The organism is Methanofollis ethanolicus, from assembly GCF_001571385.1.
Classification (GTDB): domain Archaea; phylum Halobacteriota; class Methanomicrobia; order Methanomicrobiales; family Methanofollaceae; genus Methanofollis; species Methanofollis ethanolicus.
Window position 1 is genome coordinate 204,280 of sequence record NZ_BCNW01000001.1, and the last position, 15,795, is coordinate 220,074.

21 protein-coding genes and 1 other RNA gene are annotated in these 15,795 nt (G+C 63.4%); 13 read left to right on the forward strand and 9 right to left on the reverse strand.

All coding sequences use genetic code 11. From position 1 onward, the window contains the following. Nucleotides 1-244 precede the first annotated feature (244 nt). Both MEFOE_RS01080 and MEFOE_RS01085 read left to right on the forward strand, forming a co-directional pair. A complete protein-coding gene (locus MEFOE_RS01080) occupies nucleotides 245-667 on the forward strand; it encodes a hypothetical protein (RefSeq protein ID WP_153015821.1) in 423 nt (140 codons plus the stop codon). A gap of 125 nt (nucleotides 668-792) precedes the next feature. Next, nucleotides 793-1,353, forward strand: coding sequence for a DUF1269 domain-containing protein (locus MEFOE_RS01085; RefSeq protein WP_067047068.1), 561 nt, complete (start codon nucleotides 793-795; stop codon nucleotides 1,351-1,353). Nucleotides 1,354-1,369: 16 nt separating this feature from the next. Here MEFOE_RS01085 and MEFOE_RS01090 read toward each other — a convergent pair whose 3' ends face one another. Beyond that, a complete protein-coding gene (locus MEFOE_RS01090; RefSeq protein ID WP_153015822.1) occupies nucleotides 1,370-1,585 on the reverse strand; it encodes a hypothetical protein in 216 nt (71 codons plus the stop codon). Between the two features lie 108 nt (nucleotides 1,586-1,693). Here MEFOE_RS01090 and MEFOE_RS01095 point away from each other — a divergent pair, with 108 nt between their 5' ends. The 3 genes from MEFOE_RS01095 to MEFOE_RS01105 all read left to right on the forward strand — a co-directional run bounded on the left by MEFOE_RS01095 (nucleotide 1,694) and on the right by MEFOE_RS01105 (nucleotide 4,010). After that, on the forward strand, nucleotides 1,694-2,710 hold the full coding sequence (locus MEFOE_RS01095; protein ID WP_067047074.1) for a hypothetical protein: 1,017 nt from the start codon (nucleotides 1,694-1,696) through the stop codon (nucleotides 2,708-2,710). A 12-nt stretch (nucleotides 2,711-2,722) separates the two neighbouring features. Continuing rightward, nucleotides 2,723-3,034: signal recognition particle sRNA (gene ffs / locus MEFOE_RS01100), an RNA gene on the forward strand. Nucleotides 3,035-3,047: 13 nt separating this feature from the next. Next, nucleotides 3,048-4,010, forward strand: coding sequence for a malate dehydrogenase (locus tag MEFOE_RS01105; protein WP_067047077.1), 963 nt, complete (start codon nucleotides 3,048-3,050; stop codon nucleotides 4,008-4,010). Here the strand turns inward: MEFOE_RS01105 and MEFOE_RS01110 are convergent. From MEFOE_RS01110 to MEFOE_RS01120, 3 genes are read right to left on the reverse strand one after another with little or no spacing between them, the layout of a single operon-like run. Continuing rightward, the gene (locus tag MEFOE_RS01110; protein WP_067047080.1) at nucleotides 3,994-4,254 is read right to left on the reverse strand and encodes an elongation factor 1-beta; all 261 of its coding nucleotides are present in this window, start codon (nucleotides 4,252-4,254) and stop codon (nucleotides 3,994-3,996) included. The genes MEFOE_RS01105 and MEFOE_RS01110 overlap by 17 nt on opposite strands. Nucleotides 4,255-4,256: 2 nt before the next feature. After that, nucleotides 4,257-4,454, reverse strand: coding sequence for a zinc finger domain-containing protein (locus MEFOE_RS01115; protein WP_394326505.1), 198 nt, complete (start codon nucleotides 4,452-4,454; stop codon nucleotides 4,257-4,259). Between the two features lie 11 nt (nucleotides 4,455-4,465). Beyond that, nucleotides 4,466-5,056, reverse strand: coding sequence for an amino acid kinase family protein (locus MEFOE_RS01120; RefSeq protein WP_067047087.1), 591 nt, complete (start codon nucleotides 5,054-5,056; stop codon nucleotides 4,466-4,468). A 51-nt stretch (nucleotides 5,057-5,107) separates the two neighbouring features. Here MEFOE_RS01120 and MEFOE_RS01125 point away from each other — a divergent pair, with 51 nt between their 5' ends. Beyond that, nucleotides 5,108-6,772 (forward strand): phospholipase D-like domain-containing protein, encoded by a 1,665-nt coding sequence (locus MEFOE_RS01125; protein ID WP_067047090.1) that lies wholly within the window; start codon nucleotides 5,108-5,110, stop codon nucleotides 6,770-6,772. Nucleotides 6,773-7,113: 341 nt separating this feature from the next. Here the strand turns inward: MEFOE_RS01125 and MEFOE_RS01130 are convergent, their stop codons facing one another. Beyond that, nucleotides 7,114-7,347, reverse strand: a complete 234-nt coding sequence (locus tag MEFOE_RS01130; protein ID WP_067047094.1) for a winged helix-turn-helix domain-containing protein — start codon at nucleotides 7,345-7,347, stop codon at nucleotides 7,114-7,116. A 70-nt stretch (nucleotides 7,348-7,417) separates the two neighbouring features. Here MEFOE_RS01130 and MEFOE_RS01135 point away from each other — a divergent pair, with 70 nt between their 5' ends. Further along, a complete protein-coding gene (locus MEFOE_RS01135) occupies nucleotides 7,418-7,777 on the forward strand; it encodes a hypothetical protein (protein ID WP_067047097.1) in 360 nt (119 codons plus the stop codon). On the opposite strand, the gene MEFOE_RS01140 is transcribed toward MEFOE_RS01135, so the two are convergent. Beyond that, nucleotides 7,770-9,290: an SLC13 family permease gene (locus MEFOE_RS01140; RefSeq protein WP_067047100.1), complete on the reverse strand. Its 1,521-nt coding sequence runs from the start codon at nucleotides 9,288-9,290 to the stop codon at nucleotides 7,770-7,772. The genes MEFOE_RS01135 and MEFOE_RS01140 overlap by 8 nt on opposite strands. 301 nt (nucleotides 9,291-9,591) lie before the next feature. Here MEFOE_RS01140 and MEFOE_RS01145 point away from each other — a divergent pair, with 301 nt between their 5' ends. Genes MEFOE_RS01145 through MEFOE_RS01165 form a run of 5 tightly spaced genes read left to right on the forward strand, consistent with a single transcriptional unit; the run spans nucleotide 9,592 to nucleotide 13,288 of the window. Continuing rightward, nucleotides 9,592-10,203: a hypothetical protein gene (locus MEFOE_RS01145; protein ID WP_153015823.1), complete on the forward strand. Its 612-nt coding sequence runs from the start codon at nucleotides 9,592-9,594 to the stop codon at nucleotides 10,201-10,203. A 6-nt stretch (nucleotides 10,204-10,209) separates the two neighbouring features. Next, entirely contained in the window at nucleotides 10,210-10,764 is a 555-nt protein-coding gene (locus MEFOE_RS01150; RefSeq protein WP_067047103.1) for a DUF7504 family protein, read from the forward strand. Nucleotides 10,765-10,799: 35 nt separating this feature from the next. Continuing rightward, nucleotides 10,800-11,909 (forward strand): AAA family ATPase, encoded by a 1,110-nt coding sequence (locus tag MEFOE_RS01155; protein WP_067047105.1) that lies wholly within the window; start codon nucleotides 10,800-10,802, stop codon nucleotides 11,907-11,909. A 33-nt stretch (nucleotides 11,910-11,942) separates the two neighbouring features. After that, nucleotides 11,943-12,320, forward strand: a complete 378-nt coding sequence (locus MEFOE_RS01160; RefSeq protein WP_067047108.1) for a cupin domain-containing protein — start codon at nucleotides 11,943-11,945, stop codon at nucleotides 12,318-12,320. Nucleotides 12,321-12,349: 29 nt separating this feature from the next. After that, on the forward strand, nucleotides 12,350-13,288 hold the full coding sequence (locus tag MEFOE_RS01165; protein ID WP_067047111.1) for a thermonuclease family protein: 939 nt from the start codon (nucleotides 12,350-12,352) through the stop codon (nucleotides 13,286-13,288). A gap of 16 nt (nucleotides 13,289-13,304) precedes the next feature. Here MEFOE_RS01165 and MEFOE_RS01170 read toward each other — a convergent pair whose 3' ends face one another. Genes MEFOE_RS01170 through MEFOE_RS01180 form a run of 3 tightly spaced genes read right to left on the reverse strand, consistent with a single transcriptional unit; the run spans nucleotide 13,305 to nucleotide 15,253 of the window. Next, on the reverse strand, nucleotides 13,305-13,523 hold the full coding sequence (locus MEFOE_RS01170; RefSeq protein ID WP_067047113.1) for a TMEM175 family protein: 219 nt from the start codon (nucleotides 13,521-13,523) through the stop codon (nucleotides 13,305-13,307). A gap of 57 nt (nucleotides 13,524-13,580) precedes the next feature. Then, on the reverse strand, nucleotides 13,581-14,348 hold the full coding sequence (locus MEFOE_RS01175) for an ABC transporter permease (RefSeq protein WP_067047117.1): 768 nt from the start codon (nucleotides 14,346-14,348) through the stop codon (nucleotides 13,581-13,583). Beyond that, complete coding sequence (locus MEFOE_RS01180; protein ID WP_067047119.1) at nucleotides 14,345-15,253, reverse strand: ABC transporter ATP-binding protein; 909 nt, start codon at nucleotides 15,251-15,253, stop codon at nucleotides 14,345-14,347. Before MEFOE_RS01180 ends, MEFOE_RS01175 begins: the two co-directional genes overlap by 4 nt. Nucleotides 15,254-15,340: 87 nt before the next feature. On the opposite strand from MEFOE_RS01180, the gene MEFOE_RS01185 reads away from it, so the two are divergent. Beyond that, nucleotides 15,341-15,550 carry a DUF5683 domain-containing protein gene (locus tag MEFOE_RS01185; protein ID WP_067047122.1) on the forward strand — a complete coding sequence of 70 codons (210 nt, stop codon included), beginning with the start codon at nucleotides 15,341-15,343 and terminating at the stop codon, nucleotides 15,548-15,550. Nucleotides 15,551-15,795: the final 245 nt, after the last annotated feature.

The window sequence follows — 15,795 nt, forward strand, 5'->3', positions numbered from 1 at the left end:
GACCGCCCGCCCCGGGCGGTACCCGGAGAAGATCTTCCCCATATATATCATCGCCGGACCCCTCGATCTCCTCGTCCCGGCGGCCATCAGGAGATAAATCCCTCCATAGGGTGGTGATAACAGAGGGAACACTGCACCGGGGAGAGGCGATGACGATGCACGAAGATATATATTTGATTCGGTATACTTGGCGGTCAGAGACCGGGCAGGCACATCCGCCTTCAGTCCGGTCCGGAGGGAGAAGATGAAAAAAGAGACAATCGGGATCTGTATCGGCATCGCCCTGCTGGCGGTCATCGCCGTCGCCGGGTGTACCCAGCAGCCCACGAGTCAGCAGGCCGAGGCACAACTCTGCCAGAGTCTGGCAGACCTGGACCAGGCATTAAAGAAGGTCGAGGCGATCAACAGGGACTCGACGGTCGGGGACCTGCGAGCGGCCGAGGCCGAGGTCACAACAGCGATGGAAAGTGTCAGGTCATCGGCGAAAGACCTGAAATCGGCGCGGGTGACCGAACTCGAGACGGCGTACACCAACCTGGACAACGCAGTCAGGAGCGTTCCTGAAAGTGCCACCCTGGGGGAGGGTCTGTCATCGGTCACGGAACAGCGCGTCGCCTTCAGGCAGGCATGGCAGAACCTCTTTACCGAATTGAAGTGCACGCCCTGAGGCCGCATGAGCCGCACAATCCGGTAAGGACGCCACACCACAATAATCACCATATTTTTATAGTGTGCTGTCATGACACAGGTCGCCCCTTCCCGGCACAGGGAAGGAATGATGGAGGAAGAGAGATGGCAAACGTGATGTACGGACCGATGCAGATGGTCGTGATCGGCTTCGACGAACCTGAGTTCCACGGAAAGGTCCTCAAGGAACTGAGGTCCCTGCGCGAAAAAGGTACGATGAGGCTGATCGACCTGCTCTTTGTCTGGAAGGACGCCAGCGGCAAAGTCACCGAGTTTCAGGCGACCGATCTCACCGAGGAGGAGAGACTGCGCTTCGGCGCCGTTGTGGGAGCCCTGATCGGGTTCGGGGCCGCCGGGAAAGAGGGGGCGCGTGCCGGCGCGGAGGCGGGTGCGGAGCGGGTGGCGGAGTACGACTTCGGCATCGCCGCGGACGACCTCACCACGATCGCCGACGCCATTCCGGCGGACAGCGCCGCAGCCGTGATGCTTATCGAGCACACCTGGGCGATCGGGCTCAAGCAGGCGCTGCGCGATGCCGGCGGCTTCGTGCTCGCGCAGGGGATGGTGACACCCGAGGCCCTGCTGCTCGCCGGGGCAGACCTTGCTGCGGCGGTCGAGGCCGCGGACAAGGAGGAGAAGAAAAAGGTCGCAATTCCGGCACAGTGAGCAGGCGTACCCCGCCTCACCCGCTGACCAGGCGGGTGATGTCCCGGAAGAAGGCGTAGGCCTGCGTGTGGACAATTGCACCGGAGAGATCGGCATCGGCCTGGGTTCCCGGGGTGGCATCGACGGCGGCGCGGATATCTGCTGCGGGCGGGGTCTCTGCCGGGCTGCACCCGGCGACGATCACCGCCACCAGCACGAGCAATATGGTAAAAATGACATAGCGTGACAACATCGGGTGTTCTCCCTCCGGAGAGAGGAGGGGGAATGCCACTCATGTCATTTATAATTTCTGCGGGGGGCCGGGTAAAACACTATATGTCGCCGCACCCCACGCACGTCCATGCAGTGTCCGGTCTGCGGGGGGGAGTGCGTCAGGGACGCGGCGGAGGTCGTCGGGACCGTGCCCGCCGTTTTTTCCCCCTGCGGAGAGTGCAGGGCCGCGCCGCTCGACAAGGCGGCCCCCCTGCCGCAGAACTATGAACCGGCCGCGCCCTGTTCCTGCGGGCGGCGTTTTATCGACGATGTCTTCGCCGCCATCTACCTCGTCCTCCGGGAGGAGGGGGCGATCGCCGGCACCGAGCCCCTGCGAGCCGCAGGGACGCCGGTCGTCCACCCGGCCTTCGCCCTCGCCGCACCGCCCTTCCTCCCGGCCAGGTCCCTTGTCCTGCTCTCCCCCCATCCCGACCGCAGGGCGGCGGAGAGGATCGTCCGCGAGGTGCCCGAGGTGCGGGGCGTGGTGCGGACAGGCGCGGCGGTTCCCGGCCTCGACAGGGGCGGAACGGCCGCCCACGAGATCCTCGCGGGCTGCGACGTCCAGGCGAATATCTTCCCCACCTCCATCGGCGAGGTCGTCGTGTACAAGGAACTTTCCCGGACGCACATCGAGTTCCCCCGCCCGGTCAACCCGAAGATCAGGGCGGTCGAGAGGGAGGTCGGCAGGCACGCTCCCCATACCTTCGTCGATGCCTGCTCCGGCGCGGGGACGCTCGGCCTTGCCGCGGCCCTTGCCGGCGTGCCCGAGGTGGTCTTCTGCGACGCCCACGGCCCGGCCGCCTTCTGGACCGCGGTCAATATCCGGGCAAACAGGGGCGCCCTCCTCGTCGACGAGGTCGCCATTCATGCAGAGAGAGACGAAATGCCCGAGGTGAGGGACGAACCCGTCCTCATCGCCGAGGCATGGGGCGACCAGCACCTCCTCGTCTACCACGGCGACCTCGCCCGCCTTCCTCCCCTGCTAAAGAGGCCCGAACGTACCCTTGCAGCCCTTGACATCTTCGGAAAGGAGGACCCTGACGCCTGCGGGCGAGTACTCTCCGCGTGGCGCGGCGCGGGGGGAGGGAAGGCATTTATCCCGTGAACCATAGTACATATGGGGACTAGCCTGGGTGGCTCGGCGTCACCTGTGATCCGAAATCGCCGGTATGCGGAGGGCGAAGTCCGAGGAAGGCTCTGGCGATCTGCTGGCGCCCTGTGTGTTCCGACTGAGAAACCTTGTCCCATGAGGTCGACGGAGAGGACTCGATGCCCTGTAGGGGGCAAAGACCTCGTACCGCGGAGACCGGTTCAGGCCCGGAAGGGAGCAGACTTACCGTGGACGTGCGGCGCCCATGGGGGTGCGGGGTGGAGAAGGAGTGCCAGGACAAGAGCAGGCACGCATTGTCGACCGAGGACCCGTCCCCAATTGACTGATCTCCATGTCAAAAGTCACTGTTGTCGGAGCCACGGGAAGGCTTGGCTCTTTTGCTTCTCATTCTATCTCAGGTATCCCTCACGTCGATGAGGTGCTTCTCATGGGGCGGCCTGGCAGGGAACAGTCTCTTGCAGGGCTCTGTCATGATCTCACGGACTCGTGCGCCGCACGCGGGATAGGGACGGCCTTTACCTGGAGCACACGCCCCGAGGACTATGCCGACTCAGACGTCGTCGTGGTCACGGCAGGGGTGCCGCGCCAGGAAGGACAGGACCGCATCGACCTTGCCCTCGGGAACGCCCGGATCATCGCCCCGATCGCCGAAGAGGTCGGCAGCCACGCTCCTGAAGCGACCGTCCTCATGATCACGAACCCGGTCGACGTGATGACCGCGGTCTTTCTCCGGTACTCGAGGATGGACCCGAGACAGGTCTTCGGCCTGGGTACTCACCTGGACTCGATGCGGCTGAAGGCACTGATCGCCGACCACTTCCACGTCCATGTGAGCGAGGTCCACACACGCATCATCGGCGAGCACGGCGAGAGCATGGTCCCGCTCTGGTCCGCGACGACGATCGGCGGCATCAGGATCTCGAACCTGCCGGCGTTTTCCAGTCTCCCGATGGAGGATATGGTGAACAGGGTCAAGAGCAGCGGCAGTTTCATCATCAAAAACAGCGGGGCAACGGTCTATGGGCCGGGCGACGCCATCGCAACCCTGATCCAGACGGTCCTTGCAAACGAGAACAGGATCCTGACGGTCTCCTGTTACATTAAAAGCGAGGTCCACAATGTCGGGAACACCTGCATCGGCGTACCGGCACGGGTCAACCGCGAGGGTGTATTCCCTGTGGCGATCCGGATCGAGGAGAACGAACTGGCCGCGTTCCGCGCCTCGGTCGAGAAGATCCGCGGGATCACGCAACAGGTCCTGGAAAAAATGGACGAGATCAGATCATCCGATTGACGTCGGTGATCTCGGCGCTTGCAATGCCTTCGACAGCGGCGAGTTTCGACTCCAGAGCGTCGGTGGCGCCTTCTTCATCCTCGATGATGGCGGCGACCTTGAGAGCGAAGAGCCCGAAACCGATCGGTTCTTCCCTGACGTCGTCAATGCCCGGAACTGTGGCCTTGATGGCCGTCTTGAGGTCTTCAACCGCAATTTCGGCTGATTCAGGCATGAGTTTCAGAATGACGGCGACTTTTCCCATGGTTATGGCCCCTGGTACCCGCATTTTTCGCAGGTGTAGGCGATGCTCTGTTCCCTGCACTGGGCACAGCGCCTGATCTCGTTCCCACAGCCGGGACAGTTAAACCTGGTCGCACCACGTTCGGCGAGGGGTGCGTTGCATGACGTGCATTTTTCCATAGCCATAGATAAACCCCAATTAAGAGTTAGTGATCTTTGCATCTTATGTGCAATTAAATGCTCGTATAGACGCGGGTACAGGGCACGCTCTCACCTTCGAGGAGTCGGAGGAGGCGCCCTTCGACCCGGCCGTTCACGATCCGTGCGGGAATACGGTGGGCGAAGAGGTACGGGAGGAGGAGGGGGTCGACCTCGTCGCAGGGGAAGGGCTCGCGGACTGCGGCGACCGGGACGCCGCCGCGCGTCAGGGCGTCCACCGACTTGACCAGGACAAGGGAGGCCCCGGTCTGCCGGGCGGCCCAGGCGGCGATGGTGTCCGAGGTGACGGCCCAGGAGTGCGGGAGGGGGTCGTGCGCCCTGAGGGCGGCATAGGGGAGGAAGACCGCCGGGCCTTCGGGCACGGCGAGGTCGGCGGTCACCGGGATGCCGAAGGAGGAGAGGTACCAGCCGTAGGCCTCCATGGCGGCGACGGCCATCCAGTGGGCCGGGGTGTCGGGCGGCGCGAGGGCCCGGACGGCGTCGGCGAACTGCCCGCCGCCGGGCACGATCAGGGCCGGCACCCCGGCGTCGAGCACCTCCCCGACCACCGCGGCGGCGCGGTCTGTCAGGCTCCCCCCGACCTTGACGACGACTGGCAGGTCCATGATCCGCGTGGACCGGCTGATTATAAAAACCCGGGGGGAGGAACGAAGAGTATGCGGACGGCCATCGTCATCTTCCTCCTCGCTCTTCTCGCCGGGACGGCGGGGGCGGTCCAGATCGTGGCGTTCTGCCCCGACCCCTACCTGTCCGGCGAGCCCGACGAGTACGTCGTCCTCGACGGGGCCGGGAGCCTGGACGGCATCGAGATCACCGACGGCGAGGGGAGTGTCCGTTTCCCTGAAGGGAGTGCGATGGATGGCCGTATCGTCGTCGCACGGGAGGCGGCCGGGTATGTCAGGGCCCATGGCCGTCTCCCCGACTACGAGGTCGTCGACACCGATGCGGCGGTCCCCGACATGCACAGGAGAGGGGACTTCAGGCTCGCGAACCAGAAGGACAGTCTCACCCTCCTTGTCGGCGGGGCGGCGGTCCAGGAAGTCGCGTGGCCGGGCGACGTGGTGCCGCGGCAGGGGCAGGTCCATACTCTTGTGGACGGCAGATGGGACCCCCGGCCCTTCTTCATCGGCCAGTCGGACTTCGCCCCGCAGACTTTCGAGAATGTCACGGTGACTCTCTTCGTCTCTCCCGACTGCTCGTACGAGGTGCTCTCCGACGCGGTCGCCACGGCGCGGGAGAGCATCGATGTGAATGTTTACGAGTTCACCCACCCGGGCATTGCGGAGATGCTCGCCGACGCCGCGGACCGGGGGGTCGATGTCTCTGTCCTCGTCGAGGGGGGGCCTGTCGGAGGTATCAGCCCCGAGGGGAAGGGCGTCGCCCGGATGCTCGCCGGCCATGGTGTTCCGGTGATGATGATGGAGACGGCGGGAGACGTCCATGCCCGCTACCGCTTCGACCACGCGAAGTACATGGTGGTCGACGGGACGGATGTCCTTGTCATGTCGGAGAACTTCAAGGAGAGCGGCATCCCCGAGGTCGGAAAGAGGGGGAACCGCGGCTGGGGGGCGTGGGTGCAGGACACCGGGGTCGCGGGCTACTTCGCAGAGGTCTACCGCGTCGACAGCACGGGCGGCGACGTCGTGCCGGCCCCGCAGGGCGGGAGCGTCACGGCAACGGGCGGCGGAAACTATGAGGTGCGGTTCTCGCCGGAGACCGTGCACGGCGCCAGGGTGACGCCGGTGATCGCGCCGGAGACGAGCGACCTCGTGCGGCAGATGATCGCGGGGGCCCGGATACGTGTCCTCATCGAGCAGGCCTATATCACGAACAGCACCGCGGGAGGGCCGAACCGGTACCTGGCCGAGGCGATCAATGCCTCGCGCCGCGGCGTCTCCGTGCAGGTGCTCCTGGACTCCGCGTGGTTCAATGTGGAAGGGGAGACGGACAACGACGAGATGGCGGCCTGGATCAACGAGTTTGCCCGGAGTGAGGGCCTCCCGATCGAGGCGCGCTGCGTCGACCTTGCGGCGGCGAACCTGGAGAAGGTCCACACAAAGGGGGTGGTCGTGGACGACAGGAGCGTGCTCGTCTCCTCAATCAACTGGAATGACAACTCCCCGGACTTCAACCGCGAGGCCGGCGTGATCGTCGAGCACCCCGACGCGGCGGCGTACTTCGCCCGCGTCTTCGCGGCCGACTGGGATGCTGGGACGAGGGTCGACGGAGACGCAGGGTTCGACTACCGGATCGTCGCTGCCGTCGGCGTCGTGATCCTCTTCGCCGCCCTGTATGTCGTACGGAGGGTGTGGGAGCGATGAGGGGCGGGGGGCGTGCGGGGTTTTCCCGAGACCAGAGGGAGGAAGGGTCGAGTGCGGAGTTCGCTGCCATTTTTTCGGGAAAGGCAGGGAATAAGAGTCTTTTCCGGGGGGCATGCCCCCGGTCCCCGTGTCAAGATAGGCAGGGATACGGCAATTTCTCTCCCCATGATTTCCTGTTCTCTCTTACCCGGCCTTATCCGAATTGGCGAGACGACCGGAGGGAGTCGAGAAAGCCTTCGGCTTTCGGTAACGAACTGCGAGTTCAGACAGAAGAGTACGGCTTCCGCTCGAACGGAGAGCGAGCGATTCGCCGGGGCGAAAAAGAGAGACTCGTGCTGTGCTCAGACGGCTTCCGCGGCCTGCTGGGGTTTGTACTGGTAGATGATCTGGCGGGCGTCCTTGAAGTTGAACTTCTCGATGATGAGGTTGTTGTCCTTCAGTCGCTTCAGAGCATACCTGACAGTCCTCGGGGCAAGGCTGGAGGAGCGGACGAGGTCCTTGTGCGTCATCGAACCGCCGTCCTCCAGGATGATCAGGACCTTCCTGGAGGAAGGCGGGAGGGTGGTCGGGTGCATGATCAATAGTTAACACCGTTAACATATGAACGTATCGGCCCATATATAAAAAGCATGAGAATATTACATCATGCTTGTATCTCCGGAAATAAAGGCTTTCATTATTCTTTTCGGACTATCGGCACTCCTCCTCGGATTGCACGCCGCCCTCGCCGCGGCGGGGGGCGCGGCCTTTGCCGCGCCCTGGACACCTGACGCCGGCGATGGCAGCTTTGTCCTCCTCACCGGTACTGTCGGGGATGTGCGCGAGCTCTCCGGCGGCCATCTCATCGCAGAAGTGAACGGGACGCAGGTCTTCATCCCGGCGTCGGCGGCACAGGGGGTCGCCCTTGCGAAGGGCGACAGGGTGCAGGTCGCGGGGACGGTCCAGACCTATCAGGGGAAAAAAGAGGTGGTGGTGAAGGCGGCCGCGGACGTCGTCCTCATCTGACCGGCATCGTCGCCCAGTCGGGGAGGGCCGGGGTGAAGCCAAGCGCCCACATCACGACCGTGAAGAGGAAGAGCGTCCAGAGGGTGACCCCGGCGAAATTGAGCACCCAGCCCGAGCGCATCAGGTCTTTCATGTCGATGTAGCCGGAGGCGTAGGCGACGGCATTGGGCGGGGTCGCCACCGGGAGCATGAAGGCCATGGAGGTGCAGACAGCCGCGGTGAGCATGAGCATGTACGGGTGGATGTTCATGGAGACGGCGGTGACGGCCATGATCGGCATCATCAGAGAGGCGACGGCCGTGTTCGAGGTCACCTCGGTGAGGAGGGAGATGCCGATGGCCACCAGGAGGACGAGGAGGACGATGGGGAGAGCGCCGAAGATCGCGATCTGGTCGACGATGACCTTTGCAAGGCCGCTCTTGATGAAGGCGGTCGAGAGACAGAGGCCGCCGCCGAAGAGGAGGAGGATGCCCCACGGGATCTTCACCGCCCATTCCCAGTCCATCGTGAAGATCCCCTTCTTCCTGTCCACCGGGAGGAGGAAGAGGAGGAGGGCGCCGGCGATGGCGACCGTCGAGTCGTCGATGGCCGGGAAGATGATGTCGAGGCCGGGGATCACGAAGCCGCCGATGTCCTTGGTCTTCTCGAAGATCCAGGCAAGGGCGACAAGTACGAAGACGGCCAGCGTCCACTTCTCCCCCTTCGTCATCGGCCCGATACCCTCGATCTGGTGGTCGATGATCTCCCTCGCATGGGCGATCTTCGAGGGCAGGTGGCGGTACGATCCGTAACTGAGCCAGAGCCAGGTGATGGGGATGAAGATGGCGACCAGGGGCACGCCGAACTTCATCCAGGAGAAGAAGTCGATGGTAGGGGCCGCAGGGAAGAGGGTCTTCATCTGGGCGACGAAGATGCCGTTCGCCGGCGTGCCGATGAGGGTGCCGATACCGCCGATGCTGGCGGCATAGGCGATGGAGATGACGAGGGCCTCGCAGAAGTCGTGCTGCTCCTCGGTCATGTTCTTCAGGGTGGCACTGGCATTGGGGATGATGGTGGCGATGATCGCGATCGCGATCGGGATCATCATCATCGCGGTGGCGGTGTTGGAGATCCACATCGAGAGGAAGGCCGTGGCGATCATGAACCCCAGGATGAGCCGTCGCGGGCTTGTCCCGACGACGTTGATGATGTTTAAGGCGATACGCCGGTGGAGGCCCCAGCGCTGCATGGACATGGCGATGATGAACCCGCCGAGAAAGAGGAAGATGACCTTGTCGGCGTACGGGGCCGTCGCCTCTTTGGCGCTGAGGACGCCGAGAAGGGGAAAGAGCACCACGGGCAGAAGTGCCGTCGCCTCCAGGGGGATCGCTTCCGTGATCCACCAGATGATCATCAGGAGGGTGACAGCGGCGACATATCTGGCCGCTGTCGGGATCAGCGTGTCGTCGATGGGAGCGAACACAAGGGTCAGAAATACAAGGACCCCGAGGACCCTCCCGATACTACTTTTCATCGGACACAAAGATTGGAATTTGTGATATTTCTACTATTCCCTTCTGGTCGGGCAAATCCATGCGTTTCGAGGAATCGGGATGATTTTAACGACATTCGCCCCATTTGGAAAAAGAAAACCGTGACGGTGAGGAGAGAGGAGACAGGCCGATCATTACCCGCGGGAATGCGGGAATTCACGGGCCAGAGCCGATGAAACGGAGGGAAAAGAGATCTGAGGCCTGAAAATAAAGTGCATTATTTGCATATGTTTATATGAAATGTCGCCGAATTTCAACGAAATCAGGCAGAGGAGAGACGATATGATGACGGCGACACCCGACTCGGGAAGGAGATATATCAGAGCGGCGATGGTCGCGGCCCTCGTGCTTCTCTCCCTGGCCCTCGAAGCGGTGGTCCACCTGGGCATGAGTGTCTCGATCGCCTATACCCACATCTTCTACCTGCCTATCGCCCTTGCCGGGATATGGTTCCACCGGAAGGCGGTGGCGGTGGCGGCCCTGCTCGGCGTCACCCATATTGCCGTCGAGGCCCTCTCTGTCGGTGCGGTGGACCCGGCGGCGGTGGTGCGGGCGGTGATGTTCGTCGCGGTGGCGTACGTGATCGGGTCCCTCTCCGCGTCCCGCGACCGGGCCCTTGAGGAGAAAGAGAGGAAGCACAGGACAATGGTCGCCTTCATCTCCGAGGTCGCCCTCAGGATCAGGACGCCGATCCTGCTGGTCCAGGAGAATCTGCGGGATGCCTGCATGGCGGCGGAAACGGGAGAGATGGAGAAGGAGGACGTCCTCGATCTCCTCAAGGTCCAGATCAGCCACGCGGAAAGCGTCCTTGCCACGCTCAGGGAACTGAACCAGGGCGTGATCGAGGAGGAGCAGGATATCCCCAGACCGTACAAAGATTTCCTGACGCGGTGAAGCCCTATGAGATTTGTCCTTGAAAAGAGTGAAGACCGGAAACTCTACCTTGTCCTCTCGCCGGCGACGGCGATGAAGCAGACCAACCTCGGGATCGTCAGGGAGATCACGGAGCAGGGCGCGACCGCGGTCATCATCACCACCAACCAGCCCTATCCGGTCCTCAGGAAACTCTATGTCCAGGAGGGGATCGACCTGGCACGCGTCCGCGTTGTTGATGCGATCACGAAGTACGCGGTCGGGAAGGCGCCCGAGGATGTGGAGAACGCCGTCTTCGTGAACAGTCCCGAAGACCTCACAGATATGGGGATCGCTGTCACCCAGACCCTCAAGGCGGTCGATGGAAAGGAGGTCTTCGTCCTCTTCGACTCGGTCTCGACGATGCTCATCTATCTCTCCTCCGCGAACATCTCGCGGTTCATCCATTTCGTGACGAGCAGGCTGAAGATCTCCGGGATTGCCGGGGTGTTCCTTGCGGTGGAGAAGGGGCTCGACCCCCTGCTCCTCTCCCGGCTCACCACCTTCGTCGACGAGGTGGTGGACATGGAGGAGGAGGGATGATTATTTACATCTAAATAATTCAGATCACAATAACCATGGATGAGAACCCCTTTGTCTTCGGCCAGCCGGTGCGGGGTCCGGCCTTCATCGACAGGACCGCAGAGCTGGAACGGGTCAGGAACTACCTGAAGAACGGGCGGAGCCTTATCATCTACTCGCCCCGCAAATACGGGAAGACGTCCCTCGTCCTCAGGGCCATCGACGGCTTCGGGGGGAGTGTCCTCCCGATCTTTCTCGACTGTTATGCCTTCACCAGCGAGCACGACCTCGCCCGCGCCCTCTCGGCGAAGGTGCTCGCGCATTACCCGGAGAGGGAGATCCTGGCGGCGATAAAGCGGCTCTTCGCCGGGATCACGCCAAAGATTACGGTGAAGACGGCGCCGGAGGTCGAGGTCGGCGTCGAGTACGAGCCCGAGGAGGATCTCTCCGGCGCCTACGACCTGCCGGAGAGGCTTGCCGTCGACCGCGGCCGCCGGGTGGTCGTGGTCTTCGACGAGTTCCAGGAACTCGCGGGTTTCGAGAACCTCCTGAAGACCCTCAGGTCGGTCTTCCAGCACCACCAGCACGTTGCCTATGTCTTCATCGGCTCGAAGAGGCACATGATGGAGTGGATCTTCCGGTCGCAGGAGAGCCCATTCTACAACTTCGGCGCTCACATGACCCTCCACGAGATCCCGGCCGGGGCGTTCGCGGCGTATATCGGGGAGGCCTTTGCCGGCGCTGGCATCGCCCTCCTCGACGGAACGGTGGAGGCGCTCCTGGCGGCGACAGGGTGCCATCCCCATTATACCCAGCGCCTCGCCTTCGAGGTGTGGTACAGGGGGCGCATCCGCGGCTCGGCGGGACCGGCGGATGTGGAGGCGGCGATCCGCGAGGTGATCGCGGACCTGGAAGGGTCATACCTTGCGATCTGGGACGCTCTCACCGCGAACCAGCGCAGGGTCCTCCTCGCGGTGGCGCAGGGCGAGGACGACCTCTTCTCCGGCGAGTTCGCCCGCACCCGGGGCTTTGCAAGCCCGGCGAGCGTCCAGTCGGCCCTCCGCAGGATTCTCGAAAGAGGGATCGCGGAGGAGGAGGGCGGGGGTTACAGGGTCGCCGACCCTTTCCTGGCCCGCTGGATGGAGGGGCGGTTTCTCAGGGGATGACGTTCTTTTTTCCCGGCCGCCTATCTTTTCTCCATGCTGATCAGGGACATCAGGACCACGCCTGTCTTCACGGCCGGCGACAAAACCCATCTCCGCGAACTCCTGCACCCGAAGGACGAACCGGCCTGCACAAACCGCTGTTCTATCGCCCATGCCTTCCTCGGTCCGGGTGAGGCATCGCTTCCCCACCGCCTGAAGACCTCGTCGGAGACGTATTATATCCTCGCGGGCAGGGGCGAGATGCACATCGGCGATGAAAAGGCGGAGGTCTGCGAGGGGCAGGCCGTCTACATCCCGCCGGGCGCGGTTCAGTGGATCGAGAACACCGGGCCGGGCGATCTTGTCATCCTCGCGGTCGTCGACCCTGCATGGCGGGAGGAGGACGAGGAGGTGTTCCCCTCCTCCCCATAACAACCCATATATCCCCTCCCGCCCATGGCGTGGTGCCGTTCCCGGCGCCGCCGGGTGCGGCTGGGGGAGAGACGATGCAGAATGTTGCCATATTCTGGGACCCCCAGGGGATCGAGCTCGATACCCTGGGCAAAAAGAAATACCTGCGGGTAAGCGACGGGGACAGTCCGTATATCTCGATGTCGATCAGGATGCTCTCCATCGACACGCCCGAGGTGCACTATCCTGTCAATACGCCGCCGTCGCGGCACGACGCCGATCTGGCGCAACTGGCCGACTGGATCCAGGACGGGGAGGCGGCGGTCGAACACAGCCTGGGGGAGCATCTCAGGCCGAAGCTTGCCACGGGTTCGGCCGGGACTCTCCAGGAGGACCAGGGGATGGAGGCGGCCCGTTATTTCAAGCAGCTCCTTGCAGAGAAGTTGACGCGGCCGAACGGGTCGAAGAGGGACGTGTTCCTGCGGGTTGCGGACCGGCCTTTCGACCAGTACGGGCGGTTGCTCGCGTATATGGCGCCGAACTACACCGCGAAGGAGAGGGAGACGATGACGCGGGCCGAGAGGGCGACCTTCAACCTGATGATGGTGGCGTCGGGGTGGGCGGCGATCTTCGCGATCTACCCGAGCCTGCCGCGCCATGCCGACCTGATGATGATCAGGGATGCGGCCGAGGAGGCGTACAGGGCGCAGAGGGGGGCGTGGGCCGACCCGATGGCCCTGACCGGGTACGAGTTCAGGATGTGCGTGCGCCTCTACGATATCACGGCGAAGGTTCTTGCCGGCAAGCGCCTCTCGTCGTCGGAGAGGGGGGCCTGGATCAGCAGGTACTGCGCCGACATGACGAACGGCGAGATCTTTTACCCGCAGGAGTACCACCGGGTGCCGCCGTACAACCGGGTCTTTATCTGGCCTTCGGACGTGCCGAAGGCGGTGGCCGGCATGAACCTTGTCCCGCCGCGTGAGCGGTGAGGGCGAGTCCTTTTTTTCAGATCCGCCTGAGGGCCCAGAGCAGGGGCGGGATGAGGAGATAGACCGCCGTGCTCCAGGTGACGCCGGCGGAGGTGGTGGCCGTCGTCGCGGCCGGGACGGCCATGCCGACGACGAGAAGGGTCATGGCAAACGCGAAGATCTCGTCGGTCAGCGCCTCGAAGCGTGCTTTTGAGAAACCGATGCCGTCGGAGGGGGATGTTTCGGCGGTCTGCATTGCAGAGTGTTGTTGGGGTTTCCCGATAATCTCTCCGCGCTGGTGCGGCCGCGGGTGTTAGCGGACGAGCCGCTTTTTCATCATCCTGAGGGCGAGGAGGAAGGCAACGGGGGTGACGGCGGCGATCCAGATCAGGCCGAGGAGGAGGAGGTCGAGGCCCGCGGCAAGGGTGAGGGCGCGGCAGACATTGACGACGTGGGTGAGGGGGAGGGCGGCGAGGGCGAGGGCCTGGAGGGGTGCGGGGAGGAGGGAGAGGGGGAAGAAGGTGCCGGAGAAGAGGAACATGGGGGTGATGAAGAGGAAGGCCGGGTAGTTGATCGACTCGATGTTCGGGATGACGGCGGTGAAGCACATGCCGATGGAGGCGAAGAGGAGGCCGGCGGGGAAGGCGAAGGGGACGAGGAGGAGGGAGGAGGGGAGGTCGGCGACGCCGAAGAGGACGAGGACGGGGAGGATGAGGGAGGCGGAGATGACGCTTCTCGTCGCGCCCCAGAGGATCTCGCCGGCGATCACCTCTTCGAGGGAGACGGGGGTGGCGATGACGGCGTCGAAGGTTTTCTGGTAGTACATGCGCACGTACGAGCCGTAGGTGCACTCGAAGAAGGAGGCGTTCATGACGGAGACGGCGACGAGGGCCGGGGCGATGAAGCGGATGTACGGGACGCCGTCGACTTCGGCGATGTAGTAGCCGACGCCGAAGCCGAGGGCGAGGAGGTAGAGGACGGGTTCGAGGGCGGGGACGAGGAGGTTCACCTTCCAGGTCTTCACGAAGACGTCGAGGTTCCGGCGCCAGACTGTCCAGGCGCGCATGCCGGGGAGGGTCATTCGCGGAGTGTCCTCCCGGTGAGTTTTAAAAAGACGTCTTCGAGGGTGGCGGGCCGGGTGGTGAGGGTGATGGCGCCGCAGGCGTCGAGGAGGGCGCGGGTCACTTCGTTCGGCCGGTCTGTGGGGACGTGGAGGAGGCTGCCGGCGGTCTCGTACGGAATGCCGCGGCTCCTGAGGCAGGCGATGACGGTCTCGTCGGCCCCGACTTCGATGATGTGTCGGCCGATCGTCGTCCTGATCAGGTCTTTCGGCGAGCCTTCGACGAGGACCTGGCCGTGGTCCATGATGACCAGGCGGTCGCAGAGGTGTTCGGCCTCGTCCATGGCGTGGGTGGTGAGGACGAGGGTCGTGCCCTCTCTCTGGAGGGCGCGGAGTCTTTCCCAGATGAGGTGGCGGGCCTGGGGGTCGAGGCCGGTGGTGGGTTCGTCCAGGATGAGGATGTCGGGGTCGTTGACGAGGGCGCGGGCGAGGATGAGGCGGCGGCGCATGCCGCCGGAGAGGTTCTCGATGACGACGTCTTTCTTCCCCTCCACCTGGACGAAGGCGAGGAGGCGGGCGACTCTCTCCTCGGCGGTCTGCCGGGGGATGCCGAAGTAGCGTGCGTAGGCGAGGAGGTTTTCGGCGCCGGTGAGGTCGGGGTCGAGGTTGTTCTCCTGCGGGACGACGCCGAGGCGGGCTTTGATCTCGCGGGCGTCGACGGCCGGGTCCATGCCGAAGACCTGGAGTTTGCCGCCTGTCCGCGGCGAGACGCACTGGACCATCCGCATGGTGGTGGTCTTGCCGGCGCCGTTCGGGCCGAGGAAGCCGAAGGCCTCGCCTTCTTCGACGGTGAAGCTGATCCCCCGCACGGCCCTGACGTTCCCGAAATTTTTTTCCAGCCTTTCCGCGACGATGACAGGCGGCATTGTCCCGGTATGGCGATCTCACGCCCGAGTAGTTGTAACTTTTGGCCGGGGAGGGTGCTTTTTCTCCTCCGCGGTGAAACGCACTCTATGGCATCGCCACTTCTTGCAGTGATCCTTTCCTTCTTCATCCCCGGCCTCGGCCAGTTCTACACGGGCCAGATGATGAAGGCGCTCGTGCTCTTCGTGCTCGCGGTCGTCTTCGGCGGTCTCTCGGCCTTCGTGATCGGCATCCCCTTCTACATTCTGGTCTGGCTGTACTCGATGTACGACGCCTACACTGCGGCAAACGCGGCCTGAAAGCGATTTATTCGAATTTAATCGGTTTTTATGGGTAAAGGAGGTTTAAGAAACTCCCTTTTCTTTTTTTATCGGCACAAAACAGCTTATAATAAATACAGGGCACGTTATACATTCTGATATCCCCGGCCCGGCCGTGTTCACCCGGGTGCGGGGGAAGGATTTTCGGATCCTTGTCTGCGTGAAACTGGTCTATTTCTGCCGGAGACGGGCAATGCCCTGACCGTCTCCCGGCATACACCCAC